This is a genomic window from Pseudomonas sp. Snoq117.2, from assembly GCF_900110545.1.
GTDB classification, from domain to species: domain Bacteria; phylum Pseudomonadota; class Gammaproteobacteria; order Pseudomonadales; family Pseudomonadaceae; genus Chryseomonas; species Chryseomonas benzopyrenica.
The window spans coordinates 20,857-35,931 of record NZ_FOED01000004.1; the positions used below are offsets into that span (position 1 = coordinate 20,857).

Here is a 15,075-nt window from a genome sequence, read left to right on the forward strand (position 1 = left end):
GGGAATGCCGGCGAAAACGTCGCCAAACGTATCGCGGCGGACGCCAGGGGCTAGAGCAGGCCGAGTTGCTCGGTGTCGGCGGTGCTCAGCTCGGGCAACGCCGGCAGGCCGGGCAGGCGTTTGCGCAGCTGGGCATGGAATCTCAGGGCCAGTTCGGGCGCCTGGCGATTGTCCGGGGTGTGCAGGAAGACATAGGGCACCTTGCCCCCTTCGATCCAATCGGCCACCCGGGTCACCCACTTGGCCAGGTAGTAGTCGTTCGCCGCCAGCTCCAGGCGACCGATGAAGCGCACCTGGGGATGCTCGCTGAAAGCCAGGGCACGGGCCGGTACCCGCGGCTTCTTGGCCTGGGCCAGGCGCACGGCCGGCTCACTCGGATTGGCGCTGAACAGGGCCGCGGAATCCAGGCCGACGCGTTCCACACCCAGCTCCATGAGCAGGCGATTGAGCGCGCGCTCGGTTTCGCCCTTGTCGAAAAATGCCAGGTGCCTGACCTCCACGGCCAGGGCGCAACGCGGTGCCATGGCCGAAAGAAAGACCTTCAGCTCATTGAGCCGATCCGGACCGAAGCCCGCAGGCAGTTGCAGCCACAGCGGACTGGCCCGTTCGCCCAGGGGCGCCAGCAATTCCAGAAAGGTGCGGGCGCTGGAGAGTTGCACCCGCAGATCCTCGGCATGGCTGATGTCCCGGGGAAACTTGGCGCAGAAGCGAAAGCCGGCCGGCATCAGCTCGGCCCAACGGCGAATGGTGTCCGCCGAGGGCCAGGCATAGAAGGTGGTGTTGCCCTCCACGGCGTTGAACACCTGGGCATAACGCAACAGGAAGTCACCCGGGCGCAGGCCGTGGTAGAGGCTTTCGCGCCAGGCGTTGTCGTTCCAGGAGGGACAGCCGAGAAAGTACGGCAGCATCAGGCGTAGAGATCGAGGCCCACGACGCTGGAGGAGCCATCCGGCTCGGCGCCGAGGGCGGCGGTGTTGCCGTAGCTGGCCAGCGCCTGTTGCGCACGTGCGGTGAGCTGACTGGCGAAGCGCCCTTCGCGCTCGCTGAGCACCAAGCCATTGCCACCGCCGTTGCCGGTATCGGTCGCCGCGGCCGCCTCGACGCGGCGCACCGGCTCGAGCTTGGGCTGAGCGTTGTTGGCCGCTTCGCGGGCGATGGCGTTTTGACGGGCGGCCTCGTCCTGCGCCACCTCGCGTACGGGCGTGACCGCGCGCGAGGAACGATTCAGGGGGTAAGCAGAGTAGGAATAGCCGCTGTCAATGCGCATGGCAGGTCCCGAACGGATGGCACTACTCTAAGTAGGGTCGAAAGCTATGACAATCAAGGGCCGGACGCCCGTCGCGACCGGCGGACGAGCGGCATATACGGCTTGGACGTCAGACTATTACGCCGGGTTTCCTGACGTCAGACGGACTGCTTGGGAGTGGCGACCCGATCACGCAGATAGACGGGTTGCGCCGCTTCGGATTCGGCCGACACGGCTTCGCCGCGCTGCCAGGCCGAGGCCGCCAGCACCGCCAGGTCCTGCGCATGGGGCAACAGGCTGGCATCGCTCTCGACCAGCGGCACGGCCATGCGGCCGGCATAGCCCCAGCCGGTGCCGGCCCCGAACCAGTCACCGGTGGCAGCCTCTGGCAGGGCGATGGCCTCGGGTGCCAGCACGGCTTCCGCCCCCGCCAGCACCATGGCTGCGCCGTCCAGGCGATAGCAGCCCCAGTAGACCTCATCCATGCGCGCATCGATGGCGGCGGCCACCTGGGTCATACCCCGCTCGCGCCAGGCGCGCTGGGCGATGATGGCCAGATTCGATACCGGCAGCACCGGCCGGTCCAGCCCGAAGGCCAGGCCCTGCACCACACCGATGGCGATGCGTACGCCGGTGAAGGCGCCAGGGCCGCGACCGAAGGCGATGGCGTCCACCTGCGCCAGACTCAGACCGGTCTCGGCCAGCAGCTCCTGCACCATGGGCAGCACCCGCTGGGCATGCAGGCGCGGCGCGATCTCGTAGCGATGGATGATCTCGTCGCCCAGATGCAAGGCGACCGAGCAGGCTTCGGTGGCGGTGTCGAGGGCGAGCAGGATGGACATGGGGTAGATCCGCAACTAGGGAAAAGGGCTGCGCATTCTAGAGTAAGACGGGTCGCGAGGGGACCCGCCCATCGATCGTGACGCCAGGACGGCGCCGCGACCGGACCGCCTGCAGGCACAGGCGGTCGTTACCGGCTTTTAGCTCAGGGCCTGCAGCACCTTGGCGGTGATGGCGTCCACCGAACCCACGCCCTCGATGCGGCTGCACTTCGGCGTGCCCTGGGCGGCGCCCAGCTTCTGGTAGAAGTCCACCAGCGGCTTGGTCTGGGAATGATAGAGGTCCAGACGCTTGCGAATGGTGGCTTCGCGGTCGTCTTCGCGCTGTACCAGCGGCTCGCCGGTCAGGTCGTCGGTGTCGGCGACCTTCGGCGGATTGTGCTCGATGTGATAGACGCGCCCCGAACCCGGATGCACGCGGCGACCTGACAGGCGCTGGACGATTTCTTCGTCATCGACGGCGATTTCCAGCACGTGGTCGATCTTGACGCCCGCGGCTTCGAGGGCTTCGGCCTGGGGAATGGTGCGCGGGAAGCCGTCGAACAGGAAACCCTTGGCGCAATCGGCGTCGAGGATGCGTTCGCTGATCAGGGCGATGATGATCTCGTCGGAGACCAGGCCACCGTTGTCCATGATGTCCTTGACCTGCAGGCCCAGGGGCGTGCCAGCCTTGACCGCGGCCCGCAGCATGTCGCCGGTGGAAACCTGCGGAATGCCGAATTTCTCAGTGATGAACCGGGCCTGAGTACCTTTGCCGGCACCGGGCGCTCCCAGCAGGATTACGCGCATCTGTTGCTCCTTAGAATGGTCTCGGACTGGCAGCCCACGCAGGGCGCTGTCGCGATGATTGTTGTCGACGACACGAGACGGCCAAAGGGACCAACCATACACAGCGCCCCCTGGCCGCACAAGTTACCAAGCGTCGCAGGTGCCGGGCCCGTCCAGACGACCCCGGGCACCGGCAAAAGCGACAGTCTGCTCAACCGGTATTGCGCAGTCCCGCGGCGATCCCGGCCACGCTCACCAGCAGGGCCTGATCGAGCGCCGCCGGCTGGCTTTCGCCCGCCGCCCGCGCCCGGGCCAGCAACTCGATCTGCAAGAGGTGCAGCGGATCGAGATAGGCGTTGCGCACGGCGATGAACACCAGGGTTTCCGGATGGTGTTCGAGCAATTCCCCCTGCCCGGTCAGCCGCAATACCGCCACGCCGGCCTGGCGCAGCCGCTCGCGCAGCTGGCTGCCCAGCACCTGCAGGTCGGCCTCCACCAGGCGCTGGTCATAGAGCCGCGCCAGTTCGGCTTCGGCCTTGGCCAGCACCATCTCCAGCATGTCGATGCGGGTCTGGAAGAACGGCCAGCCTTCGCGCATCTCGCGCAGCAACGGCGATTCGCCACGGCGTTCGGCCTCGTCCAGCGCCTTCTCCCAGCCGAGCCAGGCGGGCAGCATCAGCCGGGTCTGAGTCCAGGCGAAGATCCAGGGGATGGCCCTGAGGCTTTCCACGCCGCCTTCGCGGCGCTTGGCCGGGCGACTGCCCAAGGGCAGCCGGCCCAGCTCCTGCTCCGGAGTGGCCTGGCGGAAATAGCTGACGAAATGCGGATCCTCGCGCACCACGCCGCGATAGGCCTGCAGGCTGTCGCGGGCCAGGCGATCCATCTGCTCGCGCCAGGCCGGTTCCGGCGCTGGCGGCGGCAGCAGGGTGGCCTCCAGCACGGCGCCCAGGTACAGCGCCAGATTCTGCTCGGCGATGGCCGGCTGGCCGAACTTGAAGCGGATCATCTCGCCCTGTTCGGTGGTACGGAAGCGCCCGGCCACCGAGCCAGGCGGTTGCGAGAGGATGGCCGCATGGGCTGGACCGCCGCCACGCCCCACGGTGCCACCGCGGCCATGGAACAGCAGCAACTCCACGCCACGGCTGGCGCAGATGTCCACCAGGGCTTCCTGGGCACGGTACTGGGCCCAGGCCGCCGCCAGGGTGCCGGCGTCCTTGGCCGAATCGGAATAGCCGATCATGACCTCCTGGGGACCGGCCAGGCGCGCGCGGTAGTCGGGCAGATCGAGCAGGCTGGCGATGGCGCTGCCGGCATGATCCAGGTCGTCGAGGGTCTCGAACAGCGGCACCACCCGCATCGGCTGGCGTACCCCGCACTCGCGCAGCAGCAGCTGCACGGCGAGGACATCCGACGCCACGCCGGCCATGGAGATGACATAGGAGCCCAGGGCATCGGGCGGCGAGGCGGCGATCACGCGGCAGGTGGCGAGCACCTCCTGGGTATCGGCCTCCAGCTCGGCGTCCAGCGGCAGCAGGGGACGCCGGCTGCCGAGCTCGCCACGCAGGAATTCCAGGCGCTGCGCCTCGCTCCAGGCGGCATAGTCGCCCAGATCGAGATAGCGGCAGATATCGGCCAGGGCCGCGGCATGGCGCGCGGCGTCCTGGCGGATGTCCAGGCGCACCAGATAGAGCCCGAAGGTACGGGCCCGGCGCAGGGTATCGAGCAGGGAGCCGTCGGCGATGACGCCCAGGCCGCAGTGCTGCAGGGAGTCGTAGCACAGCTGCAGCGGAGCGATCAGCTCGGCGTTGTCGCTAAGGATATGCCGGGCGCCGGCATGGGGATCGGTGATGGCATGGGCCGCCCAGCTGCGGGTGATCTGCAGCCGCTCGCGCAGCACCTTGAGCACCTTGCGATAGGGTTCCGGGTGATCGCCGGCCTGCTCGCGCAGGGCCGGACTCGCCGCCTGCATGGACAGCTCCGCGGCCAGCCGGTCGACATCGCGCAGGTAGAGATCGGCGGCCATCCAGCGCGCCAGCAAGAGCACCTCGCGGGTGATGGCGGCGGTGACATTGGGATTGCCATCGCGGTCACCGCCCATCCAGGAGGAAAAGCGCACCGGCGCCGCGGTCAGCGGCAGGCGCTGGCCGGTGCGTTCCTGCAGGCAGTCGTCCAGCTTGCGCAGCAGGCTGGGGATCGCCTGCCACAGCGAATTCTCGATCACCGCGAAGCCCCACTTGGCTTCGTCCACCGGCGTCGGCCGCTGGCGGCGGATCTCCTCGGTGTGCCAGGCCTCGGCGATCAGCCGGCGCAGCCGGGCCTCGATGGCAGCCACCTCGGCGGAAGTCAGGTCGCGATGATCGAGGGCCGCCAATTGCGCGCTGATCTCGTCGTATTTCTGGATCAGGGTGCGCCGCGAAACCTCGGTGGGGTGGGCGGTCAGCACCAGATCGATGTCCAGCGCCGCGACCCGCTCGGCCAGCTCCTGGCCGGAGTGACCGGCCGCGGCCAGGCGCTCCAGCAACTCCGGCAGCACCTGCTGCTCGAAGGGTGGCGGCTCATCTTCGGTGCGCCGTCTGACCCGGTGATATTCCTCGGCGATATTGGCCAGGTTGAGAAAATGGCTGAAGGCCCGCGCCACCGGCAGCAGTTCGTCTTCGGCCAGGGTATCCAGGGTGTCGCCCAGCTGGCGGGCACCCTCCGCGGAGCCGCCACGGGCGGCCTTGGCGCCCTTGCGGATCCGCTCGATCTTGTCGAGAAAGGCCACGCCATGCTGGTCGGCAATGGTCTGCCCCAGGAGCTCACCCAGCAGCCGCACCTGCTCGCGCAGGCGAATATCGATTTCCACCATCTCGTGCTCCTCGAAAGTACCGGTTCGGACCTCACGGCAACCGCTGCGGTCTAGCGCAGAAGACAGCACCCTGCTGTCACGGTTGCAAGCCCCGGCTGTTGCAGGGTGCCCAGCCTCGCTCAACCTGAATATCCGACCTTTGCCTAAGCCACGGGAGATACCCATGAAGATTCGCGAACTCGCTCACCAATGGGAGCAGCAGGCCACCACCTCCGGCACCACCCGCAGCTACCGCCTCGACTTGGAAGTCGAGACCGCGGCCCGTCTCGAGGCCCTTTGCGAACTCTATCCCCAGCGTACGCCCGAAGCCTTGCTCAGCGAGTTGCTGGCGGCCGCCTTCGAAGAACTGGAAGCCAGCTTTCCCTATGTGCAGGGCGAGGAAGTGGTGGGCACCGATGAACTCGGCGACCCCCTCTACGCCGATGCCGGCACGACGCCGCGCTTCCTGGAACTGGCGCGCAAGCACCTGCATCGACTGCAGTCCGACACGGCGGATTAGCCGCCGACCTGCAGCTTTACCTACGCCGCTACCGCTCTGCCAAACACCTCCACGCCACGGCAAAATTCGATAGCCAGTGAACATTTTTGTCGGATGAGCGGTCACAGAGTCAGACCGCAGCGCTGGACGAGGGCTGGTTGTCAGCACCCGCCACGGACCTCTCGGGGTCGCGCCGGGCTTGTTTCCACATGCGGCTTTCCATGACCAGGCGCCCGCCCTGCCCGTGCCGGCGGCGCGCTTTTCGGATCAACAACGGAGCTTGAATCCATGAAGAGTGCCACTGCCCAAAAGTCCCTTTCCAAAGCCTGCACCCTGAAACTGGCAGCCCTTGCCCTGGGCAGCTCGCTGTTGCTGGCCGGTTGCGCCGGCAATCCGCCGACCGCGCAGATGGCCGTGACCCAGTCCGCCGTCAACGAGGCCGTGAGCTCCGGTGGCAACCAGTTCGCGCCCATCGAGACCAAGTCGGCCCAGGACAAGTGGACCCAGGCCCAGACCGCCCTCTCCAACGAGAAGTACGACGAAGCCAAGCAACTGGCCGAACAGGCCGAGTGGGATGCCCGCCTGGCCACTCGCAAGACCCAGGCCGCCAAGGCCGACGCCGCACTCAAGGATGCCCAGAACAGCATCCAGCAGATCCGTGAGGAAGGTCAGATCAACCTGCAGCTCCAGCAGAACCTGCAGAAGAAGGTCCAGCAGTAAGCGACCGCCCCTTTCCTCCCTTCACGAACTCAAAGGACGACCATCATGCGTAAACACATTCTGATCCCTGCCGTGTCGCTGCTCAGCCTGGCCCTGGCCGCCTGCTCCACGCCGCCCAACCCCAACCTGGAACAGGCCAAGTCCGACTATTCCGCACTGGAGTCCCAGCCCCAGGCTGCCCAGCTGGCCGCCCTGGAGACCAAGGATGCCGGTGCCTGGCTGCAGAAGGCCGAAAAGGCCTACAAGGACGGTGAAAACGAGAAGACCGTCGACCAGCTGGCCTACCTGACCAACCAGCGCATCCAGACGGCCATGCAGACCATCAAGCTGCGCATGACCGAAGCCCAGATGCAGAACGTCGACGCCGAGCGCACCCAGGCCCGCCTGGACGCCCGTACCGCCCAGCTCAAGCAACTGCAGGACGCCCTGCAGGCCAAGCAGACCGAGCGTGGCACCGTGGTGACCTTTGGCAACGTGCTGTTCGACTTCAACAAGGCCGAACTCAAGCCCCAGGGCTACGCCAATGCCCAGAAGCTGGCCGATTACCTGAAGCAGAATCCCGAGCGCAAGGTGATCGTCGAGGGTTACACCGACAGCGTCGGCAGCGACTCCTACAACCAGCAGCTGTCCGAGCGTCGCGCCCAGGCCATCCAGACCGCCCTGGTCAGTGCCGGTGTCGAGCCGAGCCGCATCCAGACCCGTGGCTATGGCAAGGCCTTCCCGGTGGCCAGCAACAGCAATGCCTCCGATCGCGCCCTGAACCGTCGCGTGGAAGTGACCATCTCCAACGACGCCAATCCCGTCGCCCCGCGCATGTAATGGCGGCGTGAAAGCAAAAGACCCCGCCAGGCGGGGTCTTTTTTTGCCTGCTAATCGGCTAGCGGCGCTTGCCGCCCAGCAAGGAGCCGAGCAGCCCACGCACCAGCTGCCGCCCCAGCTGATTGGCCGCCTGGCGCGCCGCGCTCCTGAGCGCGCTCCCCGCGAGCTCCCCCACCAGATCGCTGAGGGCACCGCCCTGCCCCGCCTTGGTCTTTTCCGCAGCCGGCGCCTCCGCCGGTCCCCGCTCGGCCCGACGCTCCCGCAGAATCTCGTAGGCCGACTCGCGATCGACCGCCCGCTCATAGCGACCCCCCTGGGGCGACTGACGGATCAGCGTCTGACGCTCGGCTTCGCTCAGGGGACCGACCCGGGATTGCGGCGGCGCGATGGCCACGCGCTGGACCATCGCCGGCGTGCCCCGGTCTTCCAGGCTGCCTACCAGGGCCTCGCCGATGCCCAGCTCAGTCAGCACCTCCAGGCTGTCGAACGCCGGATTGGGTCGGAAGCCGTCTGCCACCGCGCGCAAGGCCTTCTGCTCCCGCGCCGTGAAGGCGCGCAGGCCATGCTGGATGCGCAAGCCCAGCTGGGCGAGAACGGCATCCGGCAGGTCGCTGGGCGACTGGGTGACGAAATAGACGCCGACGCCCTTGGAACGGATCAGCCGTACCACCTGTTCCAGACGCTCGCGCAGGGCCTTGGGGGTATCGCCAAACAGCAGATGGGCCTCGTCGAAGAACAGCGCCAGCACCGGCTGGTCGGCATCGCCACGCTCGGGCAGTTGCTCGAACAATTCGGCCAACAGCCAGATCAGGAAGGTGGCATAGACCTTGGGCGCCTCATGCACCAGGCGGCTGGCGTCGAGCAGGTGGATGCGGCCACGGCCATCGGGCTCGGGGCGCAGCACCTCTTCCAGCTGCAACGCCGGCTCGCCGAAGAAGGCCTCGGCGCCCTGCTGCTCCAGGGTCGCCAGCCGACGCAGCAGCGCCTGGGCCGAGGCGCCGGTGAACAGGGCGCGGTCTTCGCCAAGGATCTCGGGCTGTTCGCGCAGGTGATTGAGAACCGCCTTGAGGTCCTTGAGGTCGAGCAGCAGCAGGCCTTCGCGATCGGCCATGGTGAAGGCAGCGTGCAAGGCGGCCTGCTGGCTGTCGGTCAGCTCCAGCAGATTGCCCAGCAGCAGCGGCCCCATCTCGCTCAGGGTGGTGCGCAGCGGATGACCGCGCTGGCCGTCGACGTCCCAGAGGGTGACCGGATAGGCGCGGGACAGATGCGGCAGGCCCTGGGTGGCGATACGCTCGGCCAGCTTGCCCCGGGGCGCGCCGGCCGCGCCGAGGCCGCAGAGATCGCCCTTGATGTCGGTGGCGAAGACGGCGACACCGGCATCGCTGAAGCCTCGGCGAGACGCTGGAGGGTCACGGTCTTGCCAGTGCCCGTGGCGCCGGCGATCAGGCCGTGGCGGTTGGCCAGCTTGAGGGGGTGGCCAAGGGGGTGGCCAGCGTTCTGGTCAGCTGAAACGGCGGTACCCAGGATCAGCAGGGTCGTCGAGGACATGGCGCAGCTCCGTAGCGGTTCTGCGCCAGCTTAACCCGAGCGTCCGCGCTCAGGTACGGTTGCGGATGCGCTCGACGATGGCGGTGGTGGAGCTGTTTTCCACCAGGCCGAGGATGCGTACCTCGCCACCATAGGCCTGCACGATCTGGGCGCCGACCACCTCTTCGACGCTCTTGTAGTCACCACCCTTGACCAGCACATCCGGACGCACCTGCTCCAGCAGGCGCTCCGGGGTGTTCTCGCTGAAGGGGATGACCCAGTCCACCGCGCCGAGGCCGGCCAGCACCGCCATGCGCCGGTCGACGCTGTTGATCGGTCGGCCCGGGCCCTTGAGGCGGGTCACGGAGGCGTCGTCATTGACCGCCACGATCAGGCGATCGCCCTGGGCCCGCGCCTGTTCCAGGTAGGTCACGTGACCGGCGTGGAGGATGTCGAAGCAGCCGTTGGTGAAGACGATCTTCTCGCCGTGGGCGCGGGCGTCCTCGATGGCCAGCTGCAACTGCTCCAGGGTCAGGACGCCGCGCTCGGAGCCTTCCGAACGCTGCACCGCGCGCCGCAGCTCGGGGGCGCTGATGGCGGCGGTACCCAGCTTGCCGACGACGATGCCGGCGGCCAGGTTGGCCAGCCCCACGGCCTGGGGCAGGTCTTCACCGGCGGCCAGGGCAGCGGCCAGGGTGGAGATCACGGTGTCGCCTGCGCCGGTGACATCGAACACCTCGCGTGCGCGCGCCGGCAGGTGCAGGGCCGGTTGAGCGGGACGCAGCAGGGTCATGCCATGCTCGCCGCGGGTCACCAGCAGGGCGCCCAGGTCCAGGCGCGACATCAGTTCGCTGCCCTTGGCCACCAGTTCGGCATCGTCGGCGCAGACGCCGACGATGGCTTCGAATTCGGACAGATTCGGCGTGATCAGACTGGCGCCGCGATAGATGGAGAAGTCCTTGCCCTTGGGATCGGCCAGCACCGGGATGTTGCGCGCCTTGGCCAACTGGATGAGGGCCTGGTGGTTCTTCAGCGCGCCCTTGCCGTAGTCGGACAGCACCAGCACCTTGACCCCGGCCAGCATGGCGGCGGTGTCCGAAGCCAGCGCCTGGGCATCGGTGTCGAAGGGCTCTTCGAAGTCGACGCGGATCAGCTGCTGATGGCGACTCATGATGCGCAGCTTGACGATGGTCGGCTGCTGGGCGATGCGCTGGAAGCGCACCTGCACATGGGCGGCTCTCAGGCTGTCGGTGAGGGCATCGGCGGCTTCGTCCTGGCCGGTGACGCCGACCAGATAGGCCGGTGCGCCCAGGGCGGCGATATTGAGGGCGACGTTGGCCGCGCCACCGGGACGATCCTCGTGCTGGTCGACCCGCACCACGGGCACCGGCGCCTCGGGGGATATCCGCGAGGTGGTGCCGTGCCAGTAGCGGTCGAGCATCACGTCGCCGACCACCAGGACCGGCGCGAGATCGAAGCGAGGCATGGTCAGCTTCATAGGGACAGGCTCCAAAGCGCGAAAATGGCGGCGATCATAGCATAGGGGCCAAGGCGCCCCGGAAGCGCCTGCCAGCGGGAGACGCCGGGGTCAGGGCTCGTCGCGGCGGCTTATCCAGAACAGCTCGTGACGGCGCACGGCCTTGCGGAAGAACTCGTCTTCGCCGGTGCGCGGCCAGCGGCGTCCAGCCAGCAGCCACTGGATGGCCCGACGCAGGCGCTTCTTGGCCGGCAGCGGCACCAGCAGGTCGTGCTGCATACCCAGGGCCATGGCCTTGTCCAGCCGCCGCTCGGGCGTCAGCAACGGACTCCAGGGTACCAGGGGCGTGGGCGTTTCGATGGCCGGCGGCAGGGCGATGCCGCCCTCGGCCGGGCCCATGGGCCAGCGGTCGTTGTCGTGCAGGTGGTTGGCGTAGAGCAACTCGAGCTCGGGCTGCCACTGACTGAGGGTCAGGGCCTCGCGCAGGGCCTGGGTGCTGGCCACGTGATCGGCATGGGGATCGATCTGCGGATGCGGCAGCACCACCACCTCAGGGCGAAAGTGCTCCAGCAGCGCCACCAGGTCGGCGACCAGATTGCGCCAGGTGGGGGCGCCGTCGACATCGCCGGGCAGCTGCAGGGGATTGTGGCGCCGGGCGCTGCGCACATCGCTGTCGCCGGACTCGCGTGAGCCGAAGGCCTCCGCCGGCGCCTGGCGCATGGCCGGCAGCTGCAGGCAGTAGTAGCCCAGCTGCACGCAACGCGCTGGCGGTACCCCGCCCCACAGCGGCGTGACCAGACTGTCCCAGGTACGCAGTCGGCCCTTGAGCCGGGCCGCGGCCTGGCGGTCGAGGCCCAGGCGCTGGTAGTGCTCGGCCTCGATCTCGCCCTGAGTCAGGGTGACGATGCTGGCTTCCCGTGCCTGGCTGTAGAGCCCGAAGGCGGCCAGCTCGGCATCGTCGGCATGGGGCGCGATGACTATGACCCTTTTTTCGCGTAGATCCGGCTGGGCGAAGACATGCAGGCGCAACTCGCCCTGCAGCCGACAGAAGCGTGTCCAGAGGTGCAGCTCGCCACGGCGCAGGGCCTCGGCATAGCCGCTGAGATTGACATAGCGCCGCCCGGCGACGCCGCGCTCGAAGTCCTGGCGATCACTGTCGTCGCCCGCCCGCAGCCGCACCTGGGGATCCAACAGTCGGCCGAGCCAGCCGGCACGCAGGCGGCATTCCAGGAACAGCGTCAGCTCGCCCGGCGGTAATTCCACCGCGGCCAGGCGACCGTGCTGCAGATGCAGGCCCAGCACCAGGGTGTCGGTGGGGAACTGGTAGCTGTAGTTGTCACGCGGCGAATAGAAGAGATGGTCGGCGAACCAGGCCTCGTGGCCGAGCCAGACCAGCAGCGCCAGCAGCGGCGCGCTCCACCAGGGCCCCAGCGCCAGGCAGCCGAGCAGCACGACGGCGATGACCGCCAGGGCCAACCGCTTGTGCCGGCGGTGACGTTTGAGCAGGGCTTGTTTGCGGGCGGTCATCTCAGCTCTCGAAGACGGTGACGCGATGGCACCAGCGGTCCTTGTAGTCGCGATCGGCGCGGCCGAAGGAATAGCGCAAGGCCTTGCCCAGGGCGCGGGCATCCTGCCAGGCGGCCTGGGTATTCAAATAGGTGAGGACGCTGCCGGGACTCAGGTCGCTGGAAGCAGGGTCGACACCGCCGTTGACGTATTCGACGCTGATCCATTCGGGCGCTTCCACCCGATAGAGCACCTGGATGGCCACCGGGCGCTCGCCGAGCATGAGCAGCGACCCGGTCATGAACTCCCGCAGCAGGGCGAACACCTCGGCCAGGCGCTCCTTACCCGGGACCTCGAAGCCCCAGCGCGCCTCGAACAGCTCGGCATAGATCCGCGCCTGCTCGGTGCTGTCCAGCTCGGCCATGGGTACAGCACGACCGCCAGCATCTTCGAAGAGCCGCTGCTCGCGACGCTGGTTGTAGCGGAATTTCTTCGACCAGGCTTCCGGCTCACGGAGCATGGCCAGTTCTTCGCTCTGCCGACGCAGACCAGCGAAACGCTCGTCGCACAGTGGCGACAGATAGCGGGCGCGCTGCCGCAGGGGCGCCGCGCTACCCGGCGCAGCGGGCAGGATGATCTCGGCATTGCCCAGGTCGAACAGGGCGCGCTGGCGGCGCTTCTTCAGCACGCTGCGCGAGAGCGCCAGTTCACGCCCCCAGCAGGGTACCGCGGCCTGCAGACCGTCCGCGCCGGGCCAGCCCAGGTAGCGCACCGGAATGCCGGCCAGTTCGGCCAGACGCGCGACGATCTCGGGGTGAGTCGCGACGCTGCCGCCATGGCGCTGCCAGGTGGCGGCATAGTCGGCCGCGGAGATCGTCGTCCAGCCGCGTTCGCGCCAGAAACGGAAGCTATTCAGCATGGGACGTGGGCGCCACGGGAGCGACTTCCTCGAATTGCTTGGCGTGCAGGCGCGCATAGTAGCCGTTCAGCGCCAGCAGCTCGCCATGGCTGCCACGCTCGACGATGCGGCCATGGTCCATCACCAGGATCAGGTCGGCCTTCTCGATGGTGGAGAGGCGATGGGCAATCACCAGGGTGGTGCGCCCCTGCATGACCCGGTCCAGTGCCGCCTGGATATGGCGCTCGGATTCGGTGTCCAGCGCCGAGGTGGCTTCGTCGAGGATCAGCAGCGGCGCGTTCTTCAGCAGCGCCCGGGCGATGGCCAGGCGCTGGCGTTGACCGCCGGAGAGCAGCACGCCGTTCTCGCCGACCTGGGTGTCGTACTGCTGCGGCAGGCGCTGGATGAATTCGTCGGCATAGGCCGCTTCGGCCGCCGCCTTGACCTGCTCCATGGGCGCCCCGGCCAGATCGCCATAGGCGATGTTGTTGGTGACGCTGTCGTTGAACAGGGTGACGTGCTGGGTCACCAGGGCGATGTGCCGGCGCAGGTTGTGCAAGCGATAGTCCTGGATCTCCAGGCCGTCGAGGAGGATCTCGCCTTCTTCGTGCTGGTAGAAGCGCGGAATGAGATTGGCCAGGGTCGACTTGCCGCTGCCCGAGCGACCCACCAGGGCCACCATCTGGCCGGGCTCGGCGACGAAGTCGATGCCTTCCAGCACGGCTTTCTCGGTACCCGGATAGCGGAAGGTCAGGTTGCGCACCTCCAGGCGACCCTGGACGCGCTCGCGCTCCTCGCGGCCTTCGTCGCGCTCGGCGGGCTCGTCGAGCTGCTCGAAGATGCTTTCCGCACCGGCCACGCCGCGCTGGATGGTGGAGCTGACTTCGGAAAGCTGGCGGATCGGCTTGGGCAAGAGGCCGGCCATGGTGATGTAGGCCACCAGGTCGCCGGCGGAGGCCTCGCCACGCAGCCAGAGCACCAGGAACATCAGCACCGCCATGGCCGAATAGATGACCAGCTGCAGCATGGGCGTATAGACCGCGCCGGTCTTGGTCATGGTCAGCTGCTTGTCGGTGTTGGCGGTGCTGGAATCGAGGAAGCGCTGCTGCTCGTAGGTTTCGCCGCCAAAGCTGCGCACCACCCGATAGCCCTGGATGGCCTCGGAGGTGATGTGGGTGACGTCGCCCATGGCCGACTGGATCTTGCTGCTCTGCTTGCGGAACTTGCGACTGGCGCTGGTCACCATCAGGGCGATCAGCGGCAGGATGGCCACCATCACCAGGGTCAGCTTCCAGTTCATCCACAGCAGCGAGGCGAACAGGAAGATCACGGTCATGCCCTCGCGGATCACCACCTTGATCGCCTCGGTGGCGGCGCCGGTCACCATGGTGACGTTGAAGGTGATACGCGAGATCAGGTGGCCCGAATTGTTGGCGTCGAAATAGCGATTGGGCAGGCGCAGCATGTGGTTGAACAGCGCCACGCGCAGGTCGTGCACCAGGCCGAGGGAGACCCGCGCCAGGAAGTAGTTGCCGAGAAAGGAACCGACGCCCTGCCAAGCGGCGATGAGGATGATCATCAGCGGCACCGCCTGCACCAGGTGCAGACCACCGACGATGGGCCAGCCCGGGAACATGGAGGCGTTGGGATTGTTCAGGCCATCGACGAAGTACTTGAGGATGCCCGCCAGCATCGGCTGGGTGGAGGCGAAGATCAGGAAGCCGACGATACTCAGGGCGAACATGCCGATGTAGGGCCGCACGTAGCCGAGCAGGCGGAAATAGATCTTCAGACTGGAGGTCTGCGCAGGGGAGTCTTGGCTCATGGTCTCGTCGTGACGCAAAAGCGCCATGTTAACACGCACCCGCCGCCGACCCAGCGGCGGGATTTTCCGCTAGGCTCTGCACGAAAAGTCGTCGAGCGAAGGTCAGGCGAGGCGAAAAAGGCCG

The 15,075-nt window shown here is 67.5% G+C and carries 12 protein-coding genes and 1 pseudogene; 3 read left to right on the top strand and 10 right to left on the bottom strand.

Going from position 1 to position 15,075, the window contains the following annotated elements; translation table 11 throughout:
* Positions 1 to 50: 50 nt before the first annotated feature.
* The 5 genes from BMZ43_RS11985 to ppc all read right to left on the bottom strand — a co-directional run bounded on the left by BMZ43_RS11985 (position 51) and on the right by ppc (position 5,701).
* Complete coding sequence (locus BMZ43_RS11985) at positions 51 to 908, bottom strand: DUF72 domain-containing protein (RefSeq protein WP_093253831.1); 858 nt, start codon at positions 906 to 908, stop codon at positions 51 to 53.
* Positions 908 to 1,267, bottom strand: coding sequence for a hypothetical protein (locus BMZ43_RS11990; protein ID WP_093253836.1), 360 nt, complete (start codon positions 1,265 to 1,267; stop codon positions 908 to 910). The genes BMZ43_RS11985 and BMZ43_RS11990 overlap by 1 nt, the downstream gene beginning before the upstream one ends.
* Before the next feature lie 137 nt (positions 1,268 to 1,404).
* The gene (gene tsaB, locus BMZ43_RS11995) at positions 1,405 to 2,088 is read right to left on the bottom strand and encodes a tRNA (adenosine(37)-N6)-threonylcarbamoyltransferase complex dimerization subunit type 1 TsaB (protein ID WP_093253842.1); all 684 of its coding nucleotides are present in this window, start codon (positions 2,086 to 2,088) and stop codon (positions 1,405 to 1,407) included.
* 138 nt (positions 2,089 to 2,226) lie between these two features.
* Positions 2,227 to 2,874 (bottom strand): adenylate kinase, encoded by a 648-nt coding sequence (gene adk / locus BMZ43_RS12000; protein WP_017640128.1) that lies wholly within the window; start codon positions 2,872 to 2,874, stop codon positions 2,227 to 2,229.
* Positions 2,875 to 3,064: 190 nt separating this feature from the next.
* On the bottom strand, positions 3,065 to 5,701 hold the full coding sequence (gene ppc / locus BMZ43_RS12005) for a phosphoenolpyruvate carboxylase (RefSeq protein ID WP_093253849.1): 2,637 nt from the start codon (positions 5,699 to 5,701) through the stop codon (positions 3,065 to 3,067).
* Positions 5,702 to 5,864: 163 nt separating this feature from the next.
* Here ppc and BMZ43_RS12010 point away from each other — a divergent pair, with 163 nt between their 5' ends.
* The 3 genes from BMZ43_RS12010 (at position 5,865) to BMZ43_RS12020 (ending at position 7,718) form a co-directional block, all read left to right on the top strand.
* Positions 5,865 to 6,200 (top strand): pilin assembly protein, encoded by a 336-nt coding sequence (locus tag BMZ43_RS12010; RefSeq protein ID WP_093253854.1) that lies wholly within the window; start codon positions 5,865 to 5,867, stop codon positions 6,198 to 6,200.
* 267 nt (positions 6,201 to 6,467) lie between these two features.
* The gene (locus BMZ43_RS12015) at positions 6,468 to 6,899 is read left to right on the top strand and encodes a DUF4398 domain-containing protein (protein ID WP_007161972.1); all 432 of its coding nucleotides are present in this window, start codon (positions 6,468 to 6,470) and stop codon (positions 6,897 to 6,899) included.
* 45 nt (positions 6,900 to 6,944) lie between these two features.
* Positions 6,945 to 7,718, top strand: a complete 774-nt coding sequence (locus tag BMZ43_RS12020; protein ID WP_017640124.1) for a lipotoxin F family OmpA-related lipoprotein LptF — start codon at positions 6,945 to 6,947, stop codon at positions 7,716 to 7,718.
* Positions 7,719 to 7,776: 58 nt separating this feature from the next.
* On the opposite strand, the pseudogene BMZ43_RS12025 reads toward BMZ43_RS12020, so the two are convergent.
* From BMZ43_RS12025 to msbA, 5 genes and pseudogenes are all read right to left on the bottom strand, one after another.
* Positions 7,777 to 9,266, bottom strand: a pseudogene (locus BMZ43_RS12025) (helicase HerA-like domain-containing protein).
* Positions 9,267 to 9,315: 49 nt separating this feature from the next.
* Positions 9,316 to 10,743, bottom strand: a complete 1,428-nt coding sequence (hldE, locus tag BMZ43_RS12030; protein ID WP_064307353.1) for a bifunctional D-glycero-beta-D-manno-heptose-7-phosphate kinase/D-glycero-beta-D-manno-heptose 1-phosphate adenylyltransferase HldE — start codon at positions 10,741 to 10,743, stop codon at positions 9,316 to 9,318.
* 90 nt (positions 10,744 to 10,833) lie between these two features.
* Positions 10,834 to 12,249, bottom strand: coding sequence for a PIG-L deacetylase family protein (locus BMZ43_RS12035; RefSeq protein WP_064307354.1), 1,416 nt, complete (start codon positions 12,247 to 12,249; stop codon positions 10,834 to 10,836).
* A gap of 1 nt (position 12,250) precedes the next feature.
* On the bottom strand, positions 12,251 to 13,147 hold the full coding sequence (locus tag BMZ43_RS12040) for a GNAT family N-acetyltransferase (RefSeq protein WP_064307355.1): 897 nt from the start codon (positions 13,145 to 13,147) through the stop codon (positions 12,251 to 12,253).
* Entirely contained in the window at positions 13,137 to 14,951 is a 1,815-nt protein-coding gene (msbA, locus tag BMZ43_RS12045) for a lipid A export permease/ATP-binding protein MsbA (RefSeq protein WP_093253858.1), read from the bottom strand. The genes BMZ43_RS12040 and msbA overlap by 11 nt, the downstream gene beginning before the upstream one ends.
* Positions 14,952 to 15,075: the final 124 nt, after the last annotated feature.

Coding starts and splice junctions, on each gene's coding strand:
- BMZ43_RS12035 (WP_064307354.1), bottom strand. CDS start 12,249: ATGACCGCCCGCAAACAAGCCCTGCTCAAACGTCACCGCCGGCACAAG.
- adk (WP_017640128.1), bottom strand. CDS start 2,874: ATGCGCGTAATCCTGCTGGGAGCGCCCGGTGCCGGCAAAGGTACTCAG.
- BMZ43_RS11990 (WP_093253836.1), bottom strand. CDS start 1,267: ATGCGCATTGACAGCGGCTATTCCTACTCTGCTTACCCCCTGAATCGT.
- msbA (WP_093253858.1), bottom strand. CDS start 14,951: ATGAGCCAAGACTCCCCTGCGCAGACCTCCAGTCTGAAGATCTATTTC.
- tsaB (WP_093253842.1), bottom strand. CDS start 2,088: ATGTCCATCCTGCTCGCCCTCGACACCGCCACCGAAGCCTGCTCGGTC.
- BMZ43_RS12040 (WP_064307355.1), bottom strand. CDS start 13,147: ATGCTGAATAGCTTCCGTTTCTGGCGCGAACGCGGCTGGACGACGATC.
- BMZ43_RS12020 (WP_017640124.1), top strand. CDS start 6,945: ATGCGTAAACACATTCTGATCCCTGCCGTGTCGCTGCTCAGCCTGGCC.
- ppc (WP_093253849.1), bottom strand. CDS start 5,701: ATGGTGGAAATCGATATTCGCCTGCGCGAGCAGGTGCGGCTGCTGGGT.
- BMZ43_RS12015 (WP_007161972.1), top strand. CDS start 6,468: ATGAAGAGTGCCACTGCCCAAAAGTCCCTTTCCAAAGCCTGCACCCTG.
- hldE (WP_064307353.1), bottom strand. CDS start 10,743: ATGAAGCTGACCATGCCTCGCTTCGATCTCGCGCCGGTCCTGGTGGTC.
- BMZ43_RS12010 (WP_093253854.1), top strand. CDS start 5,865: ATGAAGATTCGCGAACTCGCTCACCAATGGGAGCAGCAGGCCACCACC.
- BMZ43_RS11985 (WP_093253831.1), bottom strand. CDS start 908: ATGCTGCCGTACTTTCTCGGCTGTCCCTCCTGGAACGACAACGCCTGG.